At 36.9% G+C, this 22,614-nt stretch carries 23 protein-coding genes; 20 read left to right on the top strand and 3 right to left on the bottom strand.

The features are described 5' to 3' along the window. Window positions 1-20 precede the first annotated feature (20 nt). From fadB to CAT7_RS00085, 5 genes are all read left to right on the top strand, one after another. Window positions 21-2,279, top strand: a complete 2,259-nt coding sequence (fadB, locus tag CAT7_RS00105; protein WP_007720587.1) for a 3-hydroxyacyl-CoA dehydrogenase/crotonase FadB — start codon at window positions 21-23, stop codon at window positions 2,277-2,279. 62 nt (window positions 2,280-2,341) lie between these two features. Next, window positions 2,342-3,529 (top strand): thiolase family protein, encoded by a 1,188-nt coding sequence (locus CAT7_RS00100; RefSeq protein WP_007720584.1) that lies wholly within the window; start codon window positions 2,342-2,344, stop codon window positions 3,527-3,529. 144 nt (window positions 3,530-3,673) lie between these two features. Beyond that, window positions 3,674-4,585, top strand: a complete 912-nt coding sequence (locus CAT7_RS00095; protein ID WP_007720581.1) for a LysR family transcriptional regulator — start codon at window positions 3,674-3,676, stop codon at window positions 4,583-4,585. Window positions 4,586-4,602: 17 nt separating this feature from the next. Further along, window positions 4,603-5,724 (top strand): acyl-CoA dehydrogenase family protein, encoded by a 1,122-nt coding sequence (locus CAT7_RS00090; protein WP_232208094.1) that lies wholly within the window; start codon window positions 4,603-4,605, stop codon window positions 5,722-5,724. A gap of 15 nt (window positions 5,725-5,739) precedes the next feature. After that, complete coding sequence (locus tag CAT7_RS00085; RefSeq protein ID WP_007720576.1) at window positions 5,740-6,165, top strand: PaaI family thioesterase; 426 nt, start codon at window positions 5,740-5,742, stop codon at window positions 6,163-6,165. A 78-nt stretch (window positions 6,166-6,243) separates the two neighbouring features. On the opposite strand, the gene CAT7_RS00080 is transcribed toward CAT7_RS00085, so the two are convergent. Next, window positions 6,244-6,984, bottom strand: coding sequence for an alpha/beta fold hydrolase (locus CAT7_RS00080; RefSeq protein WP_007720574.1), 741 nt, complete (start codon window positions 6,982-6,984; stop codon window positions 6,244-6,246). A 208-nt stretch (window positions 6,985-7,192) separates the two neighbouring features. Here CAT7_RS00080 and gatC point away from each other — a divergent pair, with 208 nt between their 5' ends. The 11 genes from gatC (at window position 7,193) to CAT7_RS00030 (ending at window position 17,654) form a co-directional block, all read left to right on the top strand. Next, complete coding sequence (gene gatC, locus CAT7_RS00075; RefSeq protein ID WP_007720571.1) at window positions 7,193-7,498, top strand: Asp-tRNA(Asn)/Glu-tRNA(Gln) amidotransferase subunit GatC; 306 nt, start codon at window positions 7,193-7,195, stop codon at window positions 7,496-7,498. Window position 7,499: 1 nt separating this feature from the next. Beyond that, on the top strand, window positions 7,500-8,954 hold the full coding sequence (gatA, locus tag CAT7_RS00070) for an Asp-tRNA(Asn)/Glu-tRNA(Gln) amidotransferase subunit GatA (protein WP_007720567.1): 1,455 nt from the start codon (window positions 7,500-7,502) through the stop codon (window positions 8,952-8,954). Between the two features lie 15 nt (window positions 8,955-8,969). After that, window positions 8,970-10,400: an Asp-tRNA(Asn)/Glu-tRNA(Gln) amidotransferase subunit GatB gene (gatB, locus tag CAT7_RS00065; protein WP_007720564.1), complete on the top strand. Its 1,431-nt coding sequence runs from the start codon at window positions 8,970-8,972 to the stop codon at window positions 10,398-10,400. Between the two features lie 30 nt (window positions 10,401-10,430). Beyond that, on the top strand, window positions 10,431-11,486 hold the full coding sequence (locus tag CAT7_RS00060; protein ID WP_007720562.1) for a diacylglycerol kinase: 1,056 nt from the start codon (window positions 10,431-10,433) through the stop codon (window positions 11,484-11,486). A gap of 308 nt (window positions 11,487-11,794) precedes the next feature. Continuing rightward, a complete protein-coding gene (gene rlmD / locus CAT7_RS00055) occupies window positions 11,795-13,171 on the top strand; it encodes a 23S rRNA (uracil(1939)-C(5))-methyltransferase RlmD (RefSeq protein WP_007720561.1) in 1,377 nt (458 codons plus the stop codon). A gap of 199 nt (window positions 13,172-13,370) precedes the next feature. Beyond that, window positions 13,371-14,030 (top strand): DNA alkylation repair protein, encoded by a 660-nt coding sequence (locus CAT7_RS00050; protein ID WP_007720559.1) that lies wholly within the window; start codon window positions 13,371-13,373, stop codon window positions 14,028-14,030. A gap of 307 nt (window positions 14,031-14,337) precedes the next feature. Then, window positions 14,338-14,487, top strand: coding sequence for a hypothetical protein (locus CAT7_RS12345; RefSeq protein WP_007720557.1), 150 nt, complete (start codon window positions 14,338-14,340; stop codon window positions 14,485-14,487). Window positions 14,488-14,885: 398 nt separating this feature from the next. Further along, window positions 14,886-15,095 (top strand): hypothetical protein, encoded by a 210-nt coding sequence (locus CAT7_RS00045; protein WP_007720554.1) that lies wholly within the window; start codon window positions 14,886-14,888, stop codon window positions 15,093-15,095. Window positions 15,096-15,146: 51 nt separating this feature from the next. After that, window positions 15,147-16,226: a S66 family peptidase gene (locus CAT7_RS00040; RefSeq protein ID WP_007720550.1), complete on the top strand. Its 1,080-nt coding sequence runs from the start codon at window positions 15,147-15,149 to the stop codon at window positions 16,224-16,226. Between the two features lie 387 nt (window positions 16,227-16,613). Further along, window positions 16,614-17,333 (top strand): pseudouridine synthase, encoded by a 720-nt coding sequence (locus CAT7_RS00035; RefSeq protein WP_007720547.1) that lies wholly within the window; start codon window positions 16,614-16,616, stop codon window positions 17,331-17,333. Window positions 17,334-17,372: 39 nt separating this feature from the next. Continuing rightward, a complete protein-coding gene (locus CAT7_RS00030; RefSeq protein WP_007720544.1) occupies window positions 17,373-17,654 on the top strand; it encodes a DUF503 domain-containing protein in 282 nt (93 codons plus the stop codon). 204 nt (window positions 17,655-17,858) lie between these two features. Here CAT7_RS00030 and CAT7_RS00025 read toward each other — a convergent pair whose 3' ends face one another. Next, the gene (locus tag CAT7_RS00025; RefSeq protein ID WP_007720541.1) at window positions 17,859-18,698 is read right to left on the bottom strand and encodes a glycosyltransferase family 8 protein; all 840 of its coding nucleotides are present in this window, start codon (window positions 18,696-18,698) and stop codon (window positions 17,859-17,861) included. Between the two features lie 221 nt (window positions 18,699-18,919). Here CAT7_RS00025 and CAT7_RS00020 point away from each other — a divergent pair, with 221 nt between their 5' ends. From CAT7_RS00020 to CAT7_RS00010, 4 genes are all read left to right on the top strand, one after another. Beyond that, window positions 18,920-19,342, top strand: a complete 423-nt coding sequence (locus tag CAT7_RS00020) for a VOC family protein (protein ID WP_007720539.1) — start codon at window positions 18,920-18,922, stop codon at window positions 19,340-19,342. A gap of 235 nt (window positions 19,343-19,577) precedes the next feature. Beyond that, window positions 19,578-19,748 (top strand): hypothetical protein, encoded by a 171-nt coding sequence (locus CAT7_RS12225; RefSeq protein ID WP_007720535.1) that lies wholly within the window; start codon window positions 19,578-19,580, stop codon window positions 19,746-19,748. 32 nt (window positions 19,749-19,780) lie between these two features. After that, the gene (locus CAT7_RS00015) at window positions 19,781-20,209 is read left to right on the top strand and encodes a DUF1801 domain-containing protein (protein WP_007720527.1); all 429 of its coding nucleotides are present in this window, start codon (window positions 19,781-19,783) and stop codon (window positions 20,207-20,209) included. A 55-nt stretch (window positions 20,210-20,264) separates the two neighbouring features. After that, entirely contained in the window at window positions 20,265-21,134 is an 870-nt protein-coding gene (locus CAT7_RS00010) for a DegV family protein (RefSeq protein ID WP_007720524.1), read from the top strand. A 260-nt stretch (window positions 21,135-21,394) separates the two neighbouring features. Here CAT7_RS00010 and CAT7_RS00005 read toward each other — a convergent pair. Next, a partial coding sequence (locus CAT7_RS00005) for an MATE family efflux transporter (protein WP_007720520.1) occupies window positions 21,395-22,614 on the bottom strand: 1,220 nt, incomplete at its 5' end.

Below are 22,614 nucleotides of genomic sequence, written 5' to 3'. Positions count from 1 at the left end.
TTAGTTTTGGAGGTATTGGAATGAATATAAAAAAAGCAACAGTCTTAGGCGCGGGAACAATGGGCGCTCAAATTGCAGCCTTACTAGTTAACGCGGGTTTGAAAGTTAAGCTTTTAGATATTGTATTGGATAAAGAAGATAAAAATAAATTGAGTAAAGGGGCATACGATAGAATTACTCACCCTAAAAAAAGTATGTTATACGATGCTAAATGGAGTAAAAATCTAACATATGGCAACTTTGAAGATGACTTAAAAGTAGGTGACAACTCAGATATCTTTATTGAAGCCGTTACTGAAAAATTGGATATTAAACATGGACTATGGCAAAAAGTATCTCAAATTGCGAAAGAAGATGCGATTCTTGCTACCAATACGTCTAGTATTCCAATCGGTGCTATTGCAAAACCACTTCCAGCAGAAGCAAAAACAAGATTTGTAGGCGTTCATTTCTTCAATCCACCGCGTTACATGAAGCTAGTTGAGATTATTCCTCATAAAGCAACTAATCCTGTTGTAGTAGAGAATTTGAAAACTTTTATTTCCACCGTTTTAGGTAAAGGGGCTGTTGATGCCAACGATGTGAGTGGATTTGTTGCTAATAGAATTGGAACTTATTCTGCTTCTGATATTGCGTATCGCGCAGAACAACTTGGTTTATCTATCACTGAGGTCGATGCTCTTACAGGACAAGTACTTGGACGTCCTAAGACAGGAACCTTCAGATTGTTAGACATGGTAGGAATCGATATTGGTTACTTTGTAACAAAAACAATGATGGCTAATCCAGAAGAAGCTGCCTACTTCAAAATGCCCAAATTGGTTGAGAAGATGGTTGCACTGGGCAATTTAGGAGATAAAACGAAACAAGGTTTCTACAAAAAAGACGGTCGAAAACGCTTGGTATTTGATGTAGAAAGTGAAACGTATGTTGAACCCAAACCAGTTGAATTAGCTATTTTAAATGAATTTGGTCGTGATTTGACAAAAAATTTAACAACAATTTTTGAATCTGAAGATAAAGTCGGCATTTTCTTATGGGAAACGCTACGTAACTTGATGTATTACTCAGCCATCAATGTTCCCAAAGCAACGAATGACTACATCAATATAGACCGTGCTATGGTCTGGGGCTACAACTGGAAAGTTGGACCGTTCCAATTGTGGGATATGATGGGGCTAGATAGAGTAAAAGACAGAATGGCAAAAGAATTAGGCGAATTGCCAGAATGGATTAAGGAGCGCAATGAACCTTTCTACCAAAAAGGTCAAAGCATCAGTCCAGCGTCTAAGCCAGAAGATTTTGCTCATAAACAAGTATGGAAAACAGAAGATTCAGAACTGTTCGCAACTGAAGACAACTTCTTAATGCTAGCAATGAGAACACCAAACAATACAATTACTATTGAATTCGAAGGCGATATTGTTAAAGCTGTTGATGTATTGGAAAACGAAGATTACAAAGGGTTACTGCTTTACTCAGATGGCCCACAATTTAGTGTTGGTGCAAATCTATATTACATGAAAATGGCTATTGACCAAAATATGGTTGACACTGAAACCCGTAATGGATCTGAACTATTCCATGAAGCCGTTAGACGCATGAAATTTGCAGCTAAGCCAATTGTGACAGCTGTAAAAGGAAGAGCACTTGGTGGCGGAGCAGAATTAGTGATGGCTTCACCATTTGTAGTGGCTGCTGCTGAATCATATATTGGATTAGTCGAACCAGGTGTTGGTTTGATTCCTGGAGGTGGAGGTTTAGCTGAACTAGCTGACCGCGTGTACCGTCAGGATGTATCAAGAGCCGATAAATTGCGTCAATTGGGCGACATTTTGACGAAAGTTTCAATGGGACATGTAACGATGAGTGCTTATGAAGCCCAAAAAATTGGATTCTTGAAAGAAACCGATATGATTATTCAAAATGAAGAGCTTGTATTTGAAGCAGCATTGCAGATGTTAAAACTGAAAGCAGCTTACAATTATATTCCAAACAACTTAGTTGAATACGAAGTGCTTGGAAGCGACTTTAAAGCTGTTGCAGCTGCACAAATTGATTCGCTCGTTGATGGACATTTTGCTTCTAAATATGATGGAGTCGTCACGGCAGCTATCGCAGATGTATTAGCAGGTGGAAATGTTCCTTTAGGGACTAAAGCCAATCAAAAATGGCTTCAAAAACTCTCAGAAGACAACTTTGTCACATTGAGTAAGAATGAAAAAACGTATGAACGCATCGTATACATGCTAGAGAAAAAGAGACCATTAAGAAATTAAACTTATACTATGGAGAAAAAGTAGGATGATTTTTCCGAGTACGCAGAAAGGATTGGAGTATAATGCAAGAAGCTTATATCGTAGCATATGGAAGATCAGCTGTAGCAAGAGGTAAAAAAGATGGGGCTTATTTTTACGATAGACCTGAAGATATTGCTGCACAAGTTTTAAAAGGCGTTATTGAAAAAGTAGAAGGTGACTTTGATCCTGCTTTGATTGAAGATGTCATTGTGGGGTGTTCAACGCCAGAAGGTCTCCAAGGAAACAATATTGCACGTACCATCGCTCTTAGAAGTGGACTTTCCACAAAAGTAGGTGGACAAACAGTAAACCGATTCTGTTCTTCAGGGCTTCAAACCATTGCTACTGCAGCAAATGCAATTATGGCAGGTCAAGCAGATGTATTGGCAGCAGGTGGGATTGAATTCATGAGTTCTACTCAAATGGGTGGAAGCGAACCGACAAATAGCCCGTATTTACAAGAAAACGGACCAAAGATCGGTATCCCAATGGGCATGACAGCTGAAAATATTGCTGAAAAATACCATGTGTCAAGAGAAGAGCAAGATCAATTTGGTGTAGAAAGTCATCAAAAAGCCTATAAAGCTCAAACAGAAGGCCGCTTTGAAGAAGAAATTATTCCAGTAGAAATTCACCGTGTGAAAACGACTGGTGATGAAGTTGAAGTGACGACTGAACTATTTGATCAAGATGAAGGCATTCGTCCAAATACAACTAAAGAAGTTTTAGGCAAATTGCGTACTGTTTTTAAAGCAGACGGTAGCGTAACAGCAGGTACGTCTTCTCAAGTTAGTGATGGAGCTGGGTTTGTGATTCTAATGTCTGGTGACAAAGTCAAAGAATTGGGCATCAAACCCATTGCGCGTTTCGTTTCCTTTAATATTGCGGGTGTTGACCCTAAATATATGGGAATTGGTCCAGTCTACGCAGTACCTAAAGCTTTAGAATTAGCGGGCTTGAAATTGGATGATATCGACTTGATTGAATTCAACGAAGCGTTCGCAGCTCAAGCGATTGCTTCAATGAATGAACTAGGCATGAACCGTGACATCGTGAATGTTAACGGCGGTGGAATTGCATTAGGACATCCATTAGGTGCAACGGGAGCGATTTTGACCGCCAAACTATTGGGTGAAATGGCAAAACGTCCTGAGACCAAATATGGTATGGTTACTATGTGTATTGGAATGGGAATGGGAGCAGCAGGAATTTTTGAATATTTGAGGTAAAATTGATTTAAATAAAAATTGAGTGTTTTTACTCCCACATTAATTAAGAATTCTTAATGTGGGAGTATTTAATTTGATGTATAATTAAGTTGTACAGGTGACTCGTTCACTCACTTATATACGAATTTTTGTGAGGAGGAGAATATGAAATTAGATATTGCACAACTTAATTATTTCATTGCTATCGTAGATGCAAATTTAAATCTGACATTAGCAGCACAAAATATTCATGTTACACAATCAGCATTGAGTCAGTTTATCATTAACTTTGAAAAAGAAGAAAGTTTGCAGCTTTTCCATCGAAAAAATGGCCGGTTGACTGGACTAACGACTAGTGGAGAAAAACTGTATGATCAAGCTTTAGAAATTGTTGGGAAACATGAAAATCTCCATGAAATGTTGCGGCAAGAAGCTCAAATTCAAGAAGGAATAGTTCGTCTTGGCATATCGACTATTATCCTGCGTCTTTTTTTCACCAAGTTTATTCCCGAATTTATGATGACGAATCCAGGAATCAAGATTGAAATTATTGAAGCAAACAACGATGAACTCGTAACAATGCTGAATGAGAATCGCATTCATGCTGCTGTTTTGGTTGACTCAACTAAATTGCATAAAGACAAATTTGAAAAACATGTATTGGCATTGTCTGAAATAACAGCTTTTATGCACCCAAATCATCCATTGGCTAAAGAAGAGAAGTTGAATTGGAGGATGTTGGACAATCAATATGTGGCCACCTTTAATAAAGGTTTTGCGACTCATACAATGGTGATGGATAAATTGAAAAAAATGAAGTCTCATGCAAAAGTATTGATTACCTCTGATTCATGGGATTATATGGTCGAAGCGACGACGCGCACGACTCTGATAGCGTTACTCCCGACTGCCAGTTTTAAAAAGTATTACAATTACTTAGACAATATTGGGGTAGTAGAAAAACACTTTCATGATCCCATTGATTACACACCTGTAGTCTGTTTCCCGGTAAAGAAAAAATACAATCCAATCGAAAAATTTGTTTATGATTCTTTTACTAAGGAATTTTCAAGATGAGAACAGGAGCGTTGAATGTGAATATCATTAATTCTTGCACAGAAGATCTCAAAGGGTACCTCGGTCAAGAAATAGCGAAAGACACGATTGCTCGTCCATATACCTCTGAGGATTTTCGAAAATGGGAACATTATTTTAAAGAAAAAGGATTGTATAAAGAAATTGCTGAAAAGGAAATCGCTGAAGAAACAATACCAGCATTAGGCGAATTTATTTACACTCTTTCACAGTACTTTCCTACTTTAGCGTGCTATTTTATGAGTAAAATTTTATTTGGAATCCTAACCTTAAAATTTTCTACGACGGATAGACAAAAAGAAATGTACTTAGCTAAACTAATAGAAGGAAATTTATTTGCGACTTTTGCCAGTAAAGAACTAGAATCGGGTTTTGAACTCAAAAGAATGCAAACGGTTGCACGTAGGAAAAAGGAGCGTTGGGTAATTAATGGAGTAAAAGAAGACGTTGTCTGTACTGAGGACGCTGATCTTTTTCTTATGCTTGGGAAGATTGATGTTCCTTTTCAAGCAGAAGACCAGTATGGGCTGTTTTTATTAGAAAAGAATATGCGCGGTATTACGGTTAATTATGATGAAAGTAAAAAAAGCGAAAGTCCTTTACGTACGGCTACTCTTACGATGAAAAATTTAACGGTGGGAGAAGATCAATTTTTAGGCAGTCTACAAAACCAATACAAAGTATTCAATCAAGTTCTTGATTTTTGGAATCTTTTATTAGCCTCATTGTTGTTGGGTAGTACACGAGCTGTATTTGATCAAGGACTTGAGCACGCGCTAGAAACGAATCGTTTCGGACAACGTTTCATGGATGCACCTTACATCCGACAACAATTTGCTCAATATAAAACGGAATTAGAAGTCACTGAACATTATTTTTTCTTCATACTTCAGCAAGCAGAACTTCAAACAATAGAAGTAACCCAATTAAAATTTAAAGCTATGGCAGTGTCAGAAGAAATAATTAACGGTATCCTTGGTATCTTTGGATTTGCCACACTACCAACTGATAATGTTTTGAGGAGATACAAGAGTATTTCTGAAGCAGCAAATTCCGTGGGTGAATCACCTGATTTTTATTTGAAAAAAATTAGTAAGCAATGGACAAAATTACCATCATGAAAGTAGGTTATTTTTATGGATCAAACTTATGAAAAAAGAAAAAATGAAAACCAATCCTTTTTAAAGGCACTTGGCGGAAAGTTGGAACATATTGAGACAGGAAAAGCTGTCCTTTCTTTGAAGAGAGAAGAATGGTTGACGCAACATTTAGGATACTTTCACGGCGGAGTGGTTACGACGTTGGCTGATTCGGCCGGAGGAGCAGCAGCAGTCACGATTGTACCGGAAAATTACCAAGTTGTGACTTCTGAGTTGACCATGCATTTCCTTCGACCAGCAGTTGCAGATGAACTAATTGCCACAGCCCAAGTAATCAAGCCTGGAAAGCAGTTAATTATTGTCGAAGCATCTGTCACAGACAAAGCAACTGGAAAGCTCATTGCTAAAGCAACCGGTACATGGGTTCCAGTCAAAATAGAAGACGCTATGTTTAAGAAATAGAGGTACATGCGAGATTAAAAAATTAACACAATAAAACAAAAAATGCGGCTAGGATAATATTCCCTAGCCACATTTTTTTTACATCAATTCATGAACAAAAAATGACGTTACTTCTCGCATTGTGTTTGTTTTTACCAAATGAACTTCGTCTTCGTCTGTAAAGTAGATATTTGACAGATTTTTTTGTTCCTCTGCAAAATCAGCAACATGTTGGTACGGTACAATTTGGTCTTGTTTTCCATGCCAAATGAATAAAGGTCGGCCTTGCAAAGTTTCAGGGCGTAGCGATAAATCATAATTTGGGATCCAGTTCAATAAGTCATAATAGTCTTGTGGCAAGTAGCGCTTTAATTTTGCAGCATGCTCCACAATTCGTTCTTGGTAAGCCAGTAATTTGGGCGAACCCATCACACAAGCTGCTGCTTTAATTTCAGGATGATGGGTCAATAAGGCACATGTCGTAATGCCGCCCATCGATGTTCCACCAACCCCAATCACGTCATCCACAAATCCGATTTTACGAAAATAATCAATAATAAAACCGAATTCAAATAAATTCGTTTGAATACTTTGCCAAAAAGTTAAAGAAGGAATTTTTGAAACGGGCTGTTTTCTCGCTCCGTGATTCATAGCATCAGGCAACAAAACGCGGAATCCTTGCTGGGCTAAATAGCGTGCTTGCGTCAAATTTAATTCTTTTGATGATTGCCAGCCATGATAATAAACAATCAGCGGCAATAGATCATTTCGCTTCTTCCTTGGGACGACTTCCAATAACGGTATAGTTCCTAGTGTTCTTTTACGAATGGTTATTTCCAATTTATCCACCTCGCAGCTATCATATCAAACTAGTAGGATTAAGTGAATAGATTAGCACAGGTCATATTTTTTTGTTTTTTAATAAATAGACTTTCATTTATTTTTAAGCAAAGTAAATTCAACGTACAGCAGATAAGTGGTTTATGGTATTATAGTAAGGGAGTTTGAACTAAGATAAATTATTCAAAGAAAGCGAGTGAACAAACCGATGGCTATTACTGAAGAGGACGTAAAACACGTCGCAAAATTAGCAAAACTAGAAATTAGCGATAAAGGCATTGCTCAGTTTACAAAACAAATGGATGCAATCATAGATATGGTTGAACAATTAGATGAACTAGATACTGAAAATGTACCGGTAACAGTTCATGGTTTACGTACTTACAACGTGATGCGTGAGGACAAAGCCGTTCCAGGAACAGACCGCGAATTGCTGTTTAAAAACGTTAAAACTGAAAAAGATGGCTTAATTAAAGTTCCTGCAATAATGGAAAATGGGGAGGCAGGCGCATAATATGAATATCACTAACTATACAGTCGAAGAATTGCATGACATGCTTGTCAAAAAAGAAGTGACAGCTCAAGAAGTAGTTAAAGCTGTATTTGCTCGCATTAATGAAACAGAAGAAAAAATTGGTGCGTTTATTACATTAACAGAAGAAGAAGCTCTTGAACAAGCACGCAAAGTAGATGAAGAAGGCATTGATTCAACAAATGTGCTTTCAGGTATACCGATTGGAATCAAAGACAACATCATCACAGATGGTACACGTACGACCGCGGCTAGTAAGATTTTGGAAGATTTTATTCCAATTTATGACGCGACGGTTACGAAAAAAATAAAAGAAGCAACTATGATTCCAGTTGGGAAATTGAATATGGATGAATTTGCGATGGGCGGAAGTACTGAAACGTCTTATTACAAAAAAACACGTAATCCTTGGAATCTTGATAAAGTCCCTGGTGGTTCTTCAGGCGGCTCTGCTGCCGCAGTTGCAGCTGGTCAAATACCAGTGTCTTTAGGTACGGATACGGGTGGATCAATCCGTCAACCAGCAGCCTTTACTGGTATCGTTGGGATGAAACCAACTTATGGCCGTGTATCACGTTTTGGATTGATTGCTTTTGGATCAAGTTTAGACCAAATTGGACCATTTACGCGTACAGTTAAAGATAACGCATTAGTTCTGAATGCTATTAGCGGACATGATGCGAATGACTCTATGAGTTATGAAGGAGCTGTTCCAGATTTCACTGCGGGTATTGAAGCAGGCGTTAAAGGAATGAAAATTGGTGTTCCAACAGAATACTTGAATGAAAAAGGCTTAGAAGTAGGCGTTAAAGAAGCGGTTCTTAAAGCTATCGAAACGTTCAAATCATTAGGGGCAATTGTTGAAGAAGTTAGCTTACCGCATTCAAAATACGGTGTGCCAGCTTACTATATCATCGCGTCTTCAGAGGCTTCGTCAAACTTGCAACGGTTTGACGGCGTTCGCTATGGGTACCGTTCAACAGAAGCTAAAACACTTGAAGAAGTTTTCGTTAAATCACGTACAGAAGGTTTTGGAATGGAAGTTAAACGCCGTATCATGCTTGGAACATTCTCATTAAGTTCAGGGTTTTATGACGCTCACTTTAAAAAAGCTGGACAAACCAGAACGTTGATCAGACAAGACTTTGATAATGTGTTTAAAGAGTATGATTTGATTTTAGGACCAACAACACCGACTACAGCCTTTGGAATCGGTGAGCAAATTGATGATCCAATTGCGATGTACCTAAGCGATATCTTAACAGTACCAGTTAATTTAGCAGGCGTACCAGCTATTTCTATTCCTTGTGGTTTTTCAAATGACCTGCCAGTTGGTTTGCAATTGATTGGGAAACATTTCGATGAACAAACAATTTATAAAGCAGCTTATGCCTTTGAACAAGCGACTGATTTCCATAAAGAAAAACCAAATTTGTAGGAGGAGAGAATCGATATGAACTTTGAAACAGTAATCGGACTTGAAGTCCACGTAGAATTAAAAACCGACTCAAAAATGTTCTCACCTGCTCCAGCTCATTTTGGTGCAGAACCGAACACAAATACAAACGTTATCGACTGGGGTTATCCAGGAGTTTTACCCGTTATCAATAAAGGCGCGATTGAATTTGGAATGAAAGCTGCTTTAGCGTTAAACTGTGAAATCTCAACGGATACCAAATTCGACCGTAAAAACTATTTTTACCCGGATAATCCAAAAGCTTATCAAATCTCGCAATTTGACCAACCGATTGGACATGACGGCTGGATTGAAGTTGAAGTTGAAGGTAAGAAAAAGAAAATCCGTATCGAACGCGTTCATTTGGAAGAAGATGCTGGGAAAAACACTCACGGGACAGATGGCTATTCTTACGTGGACTTAAACCGTCAAGGAACACCATTGATTGAAATTGTATCAGAAGCCGATATGCGCTCACCTGAAGAAGCCTACGCCTATTTAGAAGCAATCAAGCAAATTATTCAATACACAGGCGTTAGTGATGTGAAAATGGAAGAAGGTTCAATGCGTTGTGATGCAAATATTTCAATTCGTCCAATTGGGCAAGAAAAATTTGGGACAAAAACAGAATTGAAAAACTTGAATTCATTTAACTTTGTTCGTCGCGGATTAGCTTTTGAAGAAAAACGCCAAGAAAAAGTTCTTTTATCTGGCGGAGTGATTCAACAAGAAACTAGACGGTACGATGAAGCGACTGGAGACACTCTTTTGATGCGTGTCAAAGAAGGTTCAAGCGATTACCGTTATTTCCCAGAACCGGATCTACCAAATATTGTCATTGATCAAAAATGGATTGATCGTGTGAAAGAAACAATTCCAGAAATGCCGAAAGATCGCCGTATTCGGTACATCAGTGAACTGGGATTGCCGGAATATGATGCAATGGTTTTAACTGCGACAAAAGAAATGTCTGATTTCTTTGAAGGTACACTAGCCAATGGAGCAGATGCAAAACAAGCTTCTAACTGGTTAATGGGTGAAGTTTCAGCTTACTTGAACAGTGAAAAACTTGAATTGCATGATACTCAATTAACAACTGAAAACTTAGCTGGCATGATCAATTTGATTGCCGATGGAACCATCAGTTCGAAAATAGCGAAGAAAGTATTCCGCGAATTGATTCTAAAAGGTGGAGACGCTCAAGGAGTCGTTGAAGCTAATGGATGGGTACAATTAAGCGATCCAGCTAAACTGTTACCGATTATCAATGATATCTTAGATAAAAATGAACAATCCATTGAAGATTTTAAAAATGGAAAAGACCGTGCTGTCGGTTTCTTAGTTGGACAAATCATGAAAGCCACTAAAGGACAAGCTAACCCAGGAGTCGTCAACAAGTTATTGAATGATGAATTGAGCAAACGCTAAAAATTGGAGTGATAGTAAAGGAGTAATTTTATGCGAGCAAGAGTGATTTATAATCCCACTTCGGGTCGTGAAATGGTGAAAAAAAATCTAGTCGAAATCTTACAAGTTTATGAAGATGCAGGATACGAAACGAGTGCATATGCGACAACACCGAAACCGCATTCTGCTCAATTTGAAGCTGAAAGAGCTGCAAAAGCTGGCTTTGATTTGATAGTGGCAGCAGGCGGAGACGGAACAATTAATGAAGTCGTAAACGGAATAGCTGGATTGGACAAAAGACCAAAGTTGGCTATCATCCCTGCTGGAACAACAAATGATTACGCTAGAGCTTTACACATTCCGAGAAACAATTTAGTAGAAGCTGCAAAAATTATTCAAAAAGATCAATCGTTCTTCATGGATGTGGGCGAAGCTGTAATGGGAGAAAATTTGTCTTACTTCATAAACATCGGCGGCGGTGGCATGCTGACCGAATTAACGTACGATGTTCCGTCACAATTAAAATCAGTCTTTGGGTACTTAGCCTACTTTGTTAAAGGCGCGGAAATGTTGCCACGGATTAAACCAATCCCCATGCATATTGAATACGATGATGGCATATTTGAAGGAGAAGCTACCATGTTTTTAGTAGCTTTGACCAATTCCATCGGTGGATTTGAACAGATTGCCCCAGATGCTTTATTGGATGATGGGAAATTCACACTTATTATCGTAAAAACATCTAATTTGGCAGATATGATGTATTTAGTAGCTCAAGTCTTAAATGGCGGAAAGCATATTACGAATTCAAAAATCATTTACAAAAAAACAAGCAAAATAGTTGCCCGTTCCGGCGACTTCTCTAAAATGATGATCAACTTGGATGGCGAATACGGTGGCGATGCACCGGTTACGTTTACAAACTTGCATCAACACATTGAAATCATTGCATCCACAGCTGATCTCCAAAAAGCAGTGGAACAAAAAGATGCAGCTGCTGAAGATGTAGAAGATGCTTTTATCAAAGAGGTTGAAGAATTGACCAACAGCGATATTAATGGAGACGGTGAAGTTTATTCGTCAAAAAAAGAAGCAAATGAGAAATAAAGAAAAAACTTTGAATTAAAACAGCTTTTCTTGTATAATTGTAAGTCAGTACTCTATTTCGAAATTGTGAGAACTGGAAGAAACCTTTTCAGATAGCTAAAAAGGTTCTATTATTAGGTAGATTAGACTCATTAGATAACAACGTATTTTATTCCCATCCTGTTTTAGCCGGTCGAGTCAGGAACACTCCCAGTTAAGTGGATGATAGAAAGTATCAAATATCTGGCGTACTAACTGACGAAGAATAGTCAATTGCAGATTATTCAAACATAAGACACTAAACAAGGTCATTGAAGGGAGATTTTTTTATGAAAATAGATAAAGTAGTACCAGTTAAAAAGAATGAAAAACACACCGTTAAAATTGAAGACTTAACACATGAGGGTATGGGGGTAGCAAGAATCCAAGGCTATTCATTATTTATTGAAAATGCTTTACCTGGTGAACAAGTTGAAGTGAAAATTCACAAAACTGGGAAATCTTTTGGTTATGCAAAAGTAATGAACCGTTTGAACTCAAGTGAAGACCGTGTAGTCATTCAAGATGAAAATTATACGCGTGTAGGGATTACGCCGTTGCAACACATGAGATACCCAGCACAATTAAACTTTAAAAAACAACAAGTTATGAACAGTATGCAACGTATTGCAAAATTACCAGAAGTACCGGTATATGACACGATTGGGATGGCTAATCCATCAGGTTACCGTAACAAAGCGCAAATACCCGTACGTAAAATCAACGATAAATTGACAACGGGCTTTTTCCGTAAAAATAGTCATGAAGTCATTCCAATGGAAAACTTCTACATCCAAGATCCTAAAATTGATGAAACGATTATTGCAGTCCGTGATATCATGCGTGAATATGGTGTTAAACCATACAACGAAAATGAAAACACTGGGAACTTGCGTCACATTATCGTTCGTCGTGGTTATTACACTGGGGAAATTATGATTGTATTAGTAACGAGAACAGCTAAATTGTTCCCAACAAGCAAAATCATTCCAGATATTATTGAAGCCATTCCAGAAGTTGTCAGCATTGTACAAAACGTTAACCCTAAACATACGAACGTAATTATGGGTGATGATGCTATTGTTTTATATGGCGAAGACAAATACAAAGACACATTGTTAGGTAACACGTTTGAGATTTCTCATCGTTCATTCTACCAAGTGAATCCACAACAAACAGAAAAATTGTATCAAACCGTTTTAGATTTCGCTGAATTAACAGGTGAAGAAACCGTTATTGATGCTTATAGTGGAATTGGTACGATTGCATTAACATTAGCTAAAAATGCTAAACATGTTTATGGAATTGAAATAATTGAGCCAGCAGTAGTAAATGCTAAAGCAAATGCGGAACTAAACAATATTGAAAATGTAACATTTGAAGCAGGTGCTGCTGAAGAAGTTATGGTTCAATGGAGTGAAGAAGGACGCACAGCTGACTTATTAGTTGTTGACCCTCCTCGTAAAGGTCTTGAAAAAGAATTTACTGAAGCCGTTATTGCAATGAAACCAACAAAAATGGTTTACGTGAGTTGTAACCCAGCAACATTAGCACGTGACTTAGCTTTACTTACAGAAGGCGGATATACAGTTAAAAAAGTTCAACCTGTAGATCTTTTCCCTCAAACCACTCATGTGGAAAGTGTTGCATTACTAGTTCGTGACTAAATATTAAATTGCTGAACACTCCATTCTAACGAATGGGGTGTTTTTTTCTTACTAAATCTTTTTAATGATTTAATAGGAATTTTTTATGGAATAGACGGATTTGCTAGTAAGTTTTAAACATCAAGCTATTTATTGTGAATGGAAATCAAATGATTTATACTATTTATAATGAATACAAAATGATTGAGAGGATAGTCTTATGGATAAATATTTGTTTATAAAAGATCAATTTGAACAAATTGAAGATAAAGCTAAGGCTGAATCGATGGAAAAGTATATGAGAAATCAGTTTCGTTTTTATGGTGTACCATCTCCAATAAGAAAAGAAGTTTATAAATCATTTATCAAAGAAGAGAAAATGACTAAGACTATTGACTGGAATTTTCTTGATAAATGTTATGAAGATGAGCATAGAGAGTTGCACTATTTGGTGTTGGATTATTTGATTGCTTTGAATAATTATCTTACTTATGAGGATATACCCAAAATAACGAACTATATTAAAGTAAAACAATGGTGGGATACGATTGATTTTTTTAATAAGATTATTGGAAATATAGGTCTTAGAAATAGCAGGGTCGACAGTTTAATGTTGGAATGGTCTGAAGATGAAGACTTTTGGGTAAGAAGATTGGCAATCAACCATCAACTTGGCAGAAAAGAAAAAACAAAAACAGAATTGTTAGAAGAGATTATTACGAACAATTTTGGAAGCGATGAGTTCTTTATCAATAAGGCAATTGGCTGGAGCTTGCGAGATTATTCCAAAGTAAATCCTGAATGGGTAAGAAGCTTCATTAACAAGCACTCTGGTGAAATGAGTAACCTAAGCATAAGAGAAGCAAGCAAGTATATCTGAACAACTCATTCTAAAGGATGGGTTGTTTTTACTTTATAAGGTCAGAAAAGAGTTTAAATAATATTGAAGGTTAGAGAATACTCTAGTTAGATTACTAGACATAAAAACATCAATAAAGGATTTCTAAAATAGTTAGTCAATTTTGATGAAAAACAATTTAACTTTAAAAAGGCTACAAACGTTGCTACAGCAAAGGCGCAACTGATGGTTGCTAACGTGTAAACGAATAAGTGCTTTTTATATTCAGCAATTTCATAGATAATTTTGTAAGAGGGAATTTTTATAATTGTTTATGGAGGAGTTTAAGGTGAAAAGAATAACAAAATCTCAAGGGTATCAAATTTCAGCTACTTTAATTTTTGGTATCGCAATTTTTGAAGTATTAACCCAAAAAATTGGATTAGGATATATATTAATCCTGATTGGCTATTGCCTACTTCGCAAATCAGATTTGTAGAAATAAAGGCTCATTCAAAATTTAATAAACGGTCAAAAAAATAAGATGCATAATGGTTATCTGAAATATAGGTAATAAGAAAACTGTCAGCTAGGAGAGAGTAGCATATGATTAATCAACTAAGGAAAAAGGGAATAGCTAGCTCTATTAGTATGGATGGGAATACTATTTTTTTGTATTAATGATTAGTGAACAGTATTAAAATTTTAATCAGGTTCGAGTACTTCTGATTCTTTTTTGTTGGATAGGAAGTTGGTCTACAAAATAGTTTATTTACTAAGAAGAAAAAAATAGATGGTGAAGAAATTAGACGAATTGAAAAAAAAAAAAGAAATTTATAGTTGGTTTATTACTAAGACTAATTTTATAATGAGAGTATACTAATATAGAGGTGTAAAATGATTGAAGAATTTGTAGATTCTATACTATTAATTTTAAGAGTGATCTTGTCTCTTCTGTTAACGACTATTACGCAAAGTCATATGCCACAATTAGATTTTTTAACCGTAGGCCCTGATATTTATTCTTGGAGCTATTTTTTAATACTTTATTGTGGTTACTTTTTTATTGTGTCTAAAGTGATTTCATATCTTTATGATATAGATTGAAATTATTTTGATAGCAGCACTAGTGCAAACAAAATTTCTAGGAGGGAACTCATGAGAAAACCCCATGCTCTAAAAAAGGGAGACAAAGTAGCCGTAATAAGCCTTTCAAGCGGGATTCTAGGTGAAGAATCCTGTGCCCACCAACTTAATTTAGGAACAAAACGGTTAGAAGAATTAGGGTTAGAAGCTGTTTTTATGACAAATACACTTAAAGGAACAGAGTATCTAAGAGATCATCCAGAGGCGCGAGCCCAAGATCTTAAAGACGCTTTTCAAGATACAACGATTAAAGGGATAATAGCAGCGATTGGAGGCGACGATACCTACCGTTTACTGCCGTACCTATTTGAAGATACAGCGTTTATACATAATGTTCAAGAAAATTCAAAATTATTTACTGGCTTTTCTGATTCGACGATCAACCATTTGATGTTTTACAAATTAGGAATGGTTTCCTTTTACGGACCTAGTTTTATTACAGACATCGCAGAATTGGCTACTGAATTATTGCCTTATACAAAAAAGACTTTACAAAGTTATTTAAAAGGTCATGAACAAAAAGAAATCTATTCAAGCCCATTCTGGTATGAAGAGCGGAGTGATTTCTCCAAAAAAGCCTTAGGAAAACAGCGTGTGCAACATACTGAAAAGCATGGCTATGAGGTTTTACAAGGAACTGGAGTCTTTTCAGGTTCATTGCTGGGTGGGTGCATAGAAAGTTTCTGTGATCTATTAGTTGGAGAACGGTATCCAGATGAAGCAGAAATTTGTAAAAAATATCAACTCTTTCCTTCAATAAATGAATGGAAAGGAAAAATTTTATTTCTAGAAACCAGTGAAGAAAAACCGACTCCTGGTGTATTAAAGAAGATGTTGGAAACCTTAAAAGAAAACGGGATTTTTTCTGTCATCAACGGATTGATCATTGGTAAACCACAAGATGAAGCTTACTACGAAGAGTATAAGAATATCTATCTAAATGTAATAGACGATGAAAAGTTGCCAATTTTGTATAATGTTAATTTCGGTCATGCTTATCCAAGATGTGCATTGCCTTATGGAATAAAAGCAACTCTGAATCTAAATGAAAAAACCATTCTACTAGACGAGCCTTATTTTCAAAAAAACTAAGAACTCAACTAAACAATTAACAGATGCACTACTAAATGGGTATTGAGGCATTTATTGTCTTGATTCCTATTTTTTTAGGCTGCATTTCATTTGAAAGTAATGTGCACGTTACAGTGGAGGGGGCATTGGGCTCCACTGTAACATGGAAAAGCGTTGCACGAACAAGTGACGAGTTAAATTGTTGTCACTGTATCATGGAAGTAGGTTGCATGTTACAGTGAAGCAGAAAAACCAGCTCACTCTATCAAGCAATCCCAAAAAAAGACCGTAAAAAACCGTTTAGTTAATTAATTTTGCACATTGACAAGCTAAGGGGTTGTACCGTATTCTATAGCTATAAAACATAAGAAGAAGTTGCGATACAGAAGAAGTAGAAGGAGCAAGAGGATGCGGTTAGATAAATTATTATTTGAAACAGGGTTTGGTTCACGCCGTACAGTCAAACGACTACTCAAAAGCAAGCAAGTTCAAGTGAACGGCCAGACGATTATGGTGGATAGTCTTAATGTAGATCCGCAATTGCAAGAAGTGACCGTTGCTGGAGTACCTATCGATTACCAGCCACATGTCTATTATATGTTGCATAAGCCAGCAGGCGTGGTTAGTGCAGTGTCCGATGCGGTGAATCAGACAGTTATTGATTTAATTGAACCTTCACAACGCGTGCCAGGTTTATTTCCAGTGGGACGTTTAGATAAAGACACAGAAGGATTGCTTCTGTTGACCAATAATGGACAATTGGGTTATCAATTGTTGATTCCAAAAAAAGAAGTGACTAAATGCTATGAAGTCGTGGTCAATGAACGAGTAACAGATGACGACCAATTAGCCTTCACGGCGGGCATTGTTTTTGACGGAGGTGTCATATGCAAGCCAGCTCAGTTGACCATTCTTAGTCAAAGTGACACTGAAAGCAGAGTGTTATTGGAAATTAGCGAAGGCAAATTTCATCAAGTGAAAAAGATGTTTTTATCTGTTGGGAAAAAAGTTATTTACCTGAAACGACTTTCAATGGGTCCTTTGCAGTTAGATAAAACATTGTCGCTGGGATCTTACCGTCCCTTACATGCAGAAGAGTTAGTAGCTCTAAAACCATATTTTAAATAATACATTGAGACTAACGGTGCGAAGTAAAGGAGACTAACTATGATTATCTTGGGTATGAAAGTATCATTTCTCATTTACAACTCTTATTCGTTAAAAGATAAACGCAGTGTAATAAAGAGCATTATTAAAAAATCTCAAAATAAGTTCAATGTCAGTATTTCTGAAGTTGAAGCTCAAGATACGTTGAACCAAGGTGTATTGGGAATAGCTGTAGTGAGCAACAATCGTAAGTTGAGCCAACAAATATTGGATCAAGTAATCCAAGAGATTGAAGACAACGGAGAAGTTGAAATCCATTCCATTGAACGAATAGAACTCTGAGGATAGTACGATAAAATTTTACAAATAATGTCCGTATGTTACATAAACCCCATTTAAGTTCTATAAATTTACGCATACGGAACGTGCTTAATCCAATTGTAACTACCATGAGGATTAACAATAATTGATGAGTTTAGTAGAAATATTTGAACAATCAAAAAGAGGAACAAAGGAATCTAACCGTCCTTTGTTCCTCTTTTAATTTTAGTCCTCTTCCATAGGAAAGGGCGTTTCAGCTCGAACATTTAAATACTCATCACGGAAAGGGTGATCCGACTCACTTTGCCATGGTTTGACATGACCGCTATAGTGAATCAAAGCGGGTTCATTACGAGCTTCTGTGTATTCTAGGTTCCCAATTTTAGTTGGGTGTTTTTTTTCTTTCGTGATAATGTAGGCTTGTGCATTCCATCTAGGATGAAGAACCAACCAGCGGTCATGCAAAATAGCATTCAGCGCATCTTGGTCGTGGAATCTTAACTCATCTGAATTTTCAGTAGCAAATTTTAGCACTTGCTCAGATATCTTTTCTGCGCGCCACTTTTCAACATCAATAATCATCATACCAGAATTAAAATAAGTATTTGACTCAGCGTCAATTTCCATTGCATCTAATCGGGCATGGAAACCAGCATCTTCAACGGCTGCTAATAAGTTGTCACCTAAATCGATGTTCCAAATATTTTCAATATCTTCCTTAGCAATGATATCGCAATCCAAATAAATAGCTCGTTTAATAACGGTATGTTTAAGGTAGTTAGGAATCGCAATTCTGAAGTAAGCCGTTTTAGGAATACGGTCGCTTTCTACCATATCTTCAAATTTGAGCGTATCAATTTGCAAATAGCTTATCGAAGCATTGTATTCATTTATCATGCGGTTTAGAGCATCTTTAGAGGTCAAAGATATATTGTCGTCGATCACATAAAAGTTGATCTTTGTTTCGTCTTTTTTTGTTTTTAAAATCGATAAAAATAATGTCGCTAAATGAGGCACAAATCCGTCATCTGTAGCTGAAACAATTGTAATATCTTGATCAATCATAGTGTTTTCTCCTTTATAAGCACAGAACTAATGGGTTCTTTTGTGCCAGTTAATAGGTAATGAGTGATTTAAGCATAAGCTTTTGCTGCCAAATAATCAAACAAAACGCCTAGCTTATGGTAATAGACCAAGGAAATATGCAAAACAGCTGTTTGGTAAAAGAGCAATATTACGAGTATACTGATAATGAATAAATTATCCAAACAAAGGAGGTGTGAGAAATGACGGTTGGAGTGCAAGCGATATATATGAATTTACCGGTTAAGGATCTTACGAAATCGATTGCTTTTTTTAGTGCACTTGGATTTGAGTTCGATGAAAATTTCAAAGATGACAAAGGTGCGAGCTTAATTATTAATGAATCAATTTTTGTGATGCTGTTAACAGAAGCATTTTTTACGAGTTTTACCCATCTGGGAATAGCCGATACTTCAAAGGAAAATGAAGTGATTATTGCTATCCAAGTGGAATCAAAAGAAGTAGTTGATGAATTATTGACCAAAGCTATTAACAATGGAGCAGTAGACAAAACAACTAAATTAAGTGACGAAGAAGAAGCTATGATGTACTATCGCCGTTTTAAAGATCTAGACGGACATCTATGGGAAGTCATGTATGCAGATATGAGTGGAATGCAAGCTTAAGTATCAAATGAAGAGGCATAAGAAGTTAAATCTCTTATGTCTTTTTTGCCGATTTTACGAATGGATTGAAATACGGTAGAATAGGACTAAACGGTAATGAAAGAGTTACTTGATAATTACAGCTTTAACGAATGGACCATCGCCACATATGGCTGATGATGTGACACTCAACTTACCCGATTAACTTGTTTCTTCTATTATAAGTAAAGCTATAAGTAAAGCGGTTTCCTCTAAAATGAATAAAGACTTAAAAAATAATGATTCTCTCTTTTTAAGACAAATGAAAAAGACGCAAAAAATTTATGGAACAGATCCTCTCCAACATTTGGTTTCAGTCTGTGCTAACTATTTTACTCAATCGTTGACTGTTGAAGAGGCACTAAAACTGAAAAAAACAGCACAATAAATAAAAAGGAAGACGAATGAGGGGGCTTTAAAATGGCTGAAAATAAACTGCAAGAAACAGCAGGAAATGTTTCAAAATTTGTAGAAGAAATTGAAGACGAGAAGAAGCGTCAAGATGCACATCAGTTGATTCAATTATTTAGTGCAGAGACAGGTTATGAACCTAAAATGTGGGGAGCGAACATTATTGGTTTTGGTCGCTATCATTACAAATATGCAAGCGGTCATGAAGGGGATGCTGCTCCAATTGGCTTTTCCCCTAGAAAAGCGCAAATCAGTATTTATCTTTCTCAACCAGAAGACGAAATAAGAGAAGAAAAGCTTAGCCGATTAGGTAAGCATAAAATGGGAAAAGGTTGTTTGTACATTAAAAAAGTTTCTGACATTGATCCAGCTGTATTGAAAGAGTTAGTACAAGACAGCGTTAACTACATTAAAAAAACTTATCCTGATTCAAAATAAGGGTTAGCATAAAAAAAGTTGTTTGGTAAATTTAAGAAGATAAGGTGAGAGAAAATTGACAAAATTAATGATTGATACAACGTGTGATCAAAACTTAGAAATGGAGCAGCAGTATGATTTTGATGTTATTCCTCTGAGCATAACGTTAGAAAATCAAACGTATTTGGATGGTGAGGAAATAACAGTAGACGCAGTTTACGAAGCGATGCGCTCAGGAGTAGTGCCAAAAACGTCTCAAATTTCGTATGAATCTCTTACGAAAGCAGTAGATAAAAATATTCTAAAAAATGAAGATATGATTTATCTGACTTTTTCATCAGAAATGTCTGGAACGTATCAATTTGCTTACCAGATCATTGAAGAATACAAAAAGACTAACCCCGAGCGGAAAATTGCGTTAATCGATTCAAGAGGTGGAGCTGGCGGAGGAGCTTTGATTGCGCTGCAGGCTTTAAAAATGATTGAAGCTGGTGAATCATTTGAAAAAGTTGTTAGCCAAATGGAATGGAATATCGAGCATGTCCACTATAAATTCACCTTAAGAGAATTAGATTGGCTGGTTAAAGGCGGACGTGTGAACAAAACGGCTGGCTACGTAGGAACAGCGCTGAATATCAAACCTTATTTAACAATCAAAGATGGCTTTATACAATTGAGCAAACTCGTTCGTGGGGAGAAAAAGCTCTACAAGAAACTAATTGACGATGTGAAACAAGGGGCCGACAACTTTAAAGATCAAACCATTGGCATTAGTCATGGCGATGATGAAGAAACAGCTAGGAAAGTTGAAGCAATGATTAAAAAAGCACTACCAGATTGCCAAACGCAAGTATTTAGAATTGGTGCAGTGCTTGGAACGCACATTGGAATCGGCGGTATTGGTGTCTTTTACTTTGATGAACGCCCAGAATGGTATCAAAACTAAAAATAGTTCACTCTTTTCGGATTGCACGATAGAGTGAACTGTTTTTTTTGCGTCACTGTATCGTGCAGTCGGGTTCCATGATACAGTGAGACCACGTTCATGCGTCACTTGTTTGTGCAAGACCTGTGCAGGATACAGTGAAACCAAATTTTCTCTCCACTGTACCATGCAAACTGCCGGTCGGCTTCAGCGACATAGCTAACTATACAAAAAAAGACTCGAGACAACTTGAAGAAGTTATCTCGAGTCTTTTTGTATGATTAAAGCGGGTGTTGAGTTGTTTTGAACTGACTTTTTAAAAAGATAAAGGTAACTACAAACGCCAATCCCTCAGCAAGCGGAACAGATACATAAATCCCATTAAGTTCGAAAATAGGAGACAGGATTAAAATTAAAGGAATCAAAAAGATGATTTGGCGGGCTAAATTTAAAAAGCTGGCCAATCGCACTTTTCCGACAGCTTGAAAGTAACTAGCCCAAACAATTTGGATACCAACTAGTGGGAAAGCAGCGGTCCATATGCGAATAGCGTTGACACCTAAGTCAACAACGGCTGTTTCTTGGTTAAATAAGGTAATGACAAATTCAGGATAAAATTGAAAAACCAAGAAACCAATAGTACTGATGATTCCACCAATAATGCTGGCTATTTTCAACGCTTCTTTTACACGGTCGGTTCGATCCGCACCTGTATTGTAACTGATAATTGGTTGCAGACCTTGAATCAACCCAGAAACCATCATAATAATGATAGTTGTTGCACTGGTGATAATTCCCGCAACGGATATGGCGATATCTCCGCCATATGCAACTAAACTGGCATTGATGACAATATTCAGTACACTATTAGCAATTTGAAGTAAGAATGCTGGTATGCCAGTAGTTAAAATGTCTTTTACATAAGCTGCCTTTAGTTTCATATTTTGAATGGCCAATTGAACATTGGCTTTAGGTCCTAAGAAATAAGCAAGTTGCCAAGTCATCGAAAGAAATTGACCACCAATTGTTGCATAAGCAGCTCCTTTCATACCCCAACCCATTTGTACGATAAAGATGTAATCAAAAATGATATTAAATCCAGCACCAATCATCATACTGATCATGGAGTTGCGTGGATTTCCATCTGCTCTTGAAAAATTGTTCAAGGCCATCGCGACACTTTGGAAGACAGCACCATATAAAATGACGCTTAGGTAATCTGTAGCATAAGGCAGAACAGCACTGCTGGCACCTAGGATACGTAAGATAGGTTCGATAAAAACGTTCCCTAAAATCATAAAGAGCAGTCCAGCCATGATAGCTAATGTTACTCCGTTTCCTAAAAAGAATTTAGCTTTTTCATTTTCTTTTTTACCCAGACTAATGGAGAAACGAGTCGATCCTCCAACACCTACCATTAAGGCAAATGCCAGTAAGACTAATGTCACCGGGTATGTAATAGAAACAGCAGCTAATCCCATAGAACCTAATTCCGGATCAT

Origin of the sequence: Carnobacterium sp. AT7, from assembly GCF_000171855.1 — a bacterium.
GTDB lineage: Bacteria > Bacillota > Bacilli > Lactobacillales > Carnobacteriaceae > Carnobacterium_B > Carnobacterium_B jeotgali.
Note: the sequence above shows the minus strand (reverse complement) of the source record. Positions and strands in the feature narration are given on the sequence as shown.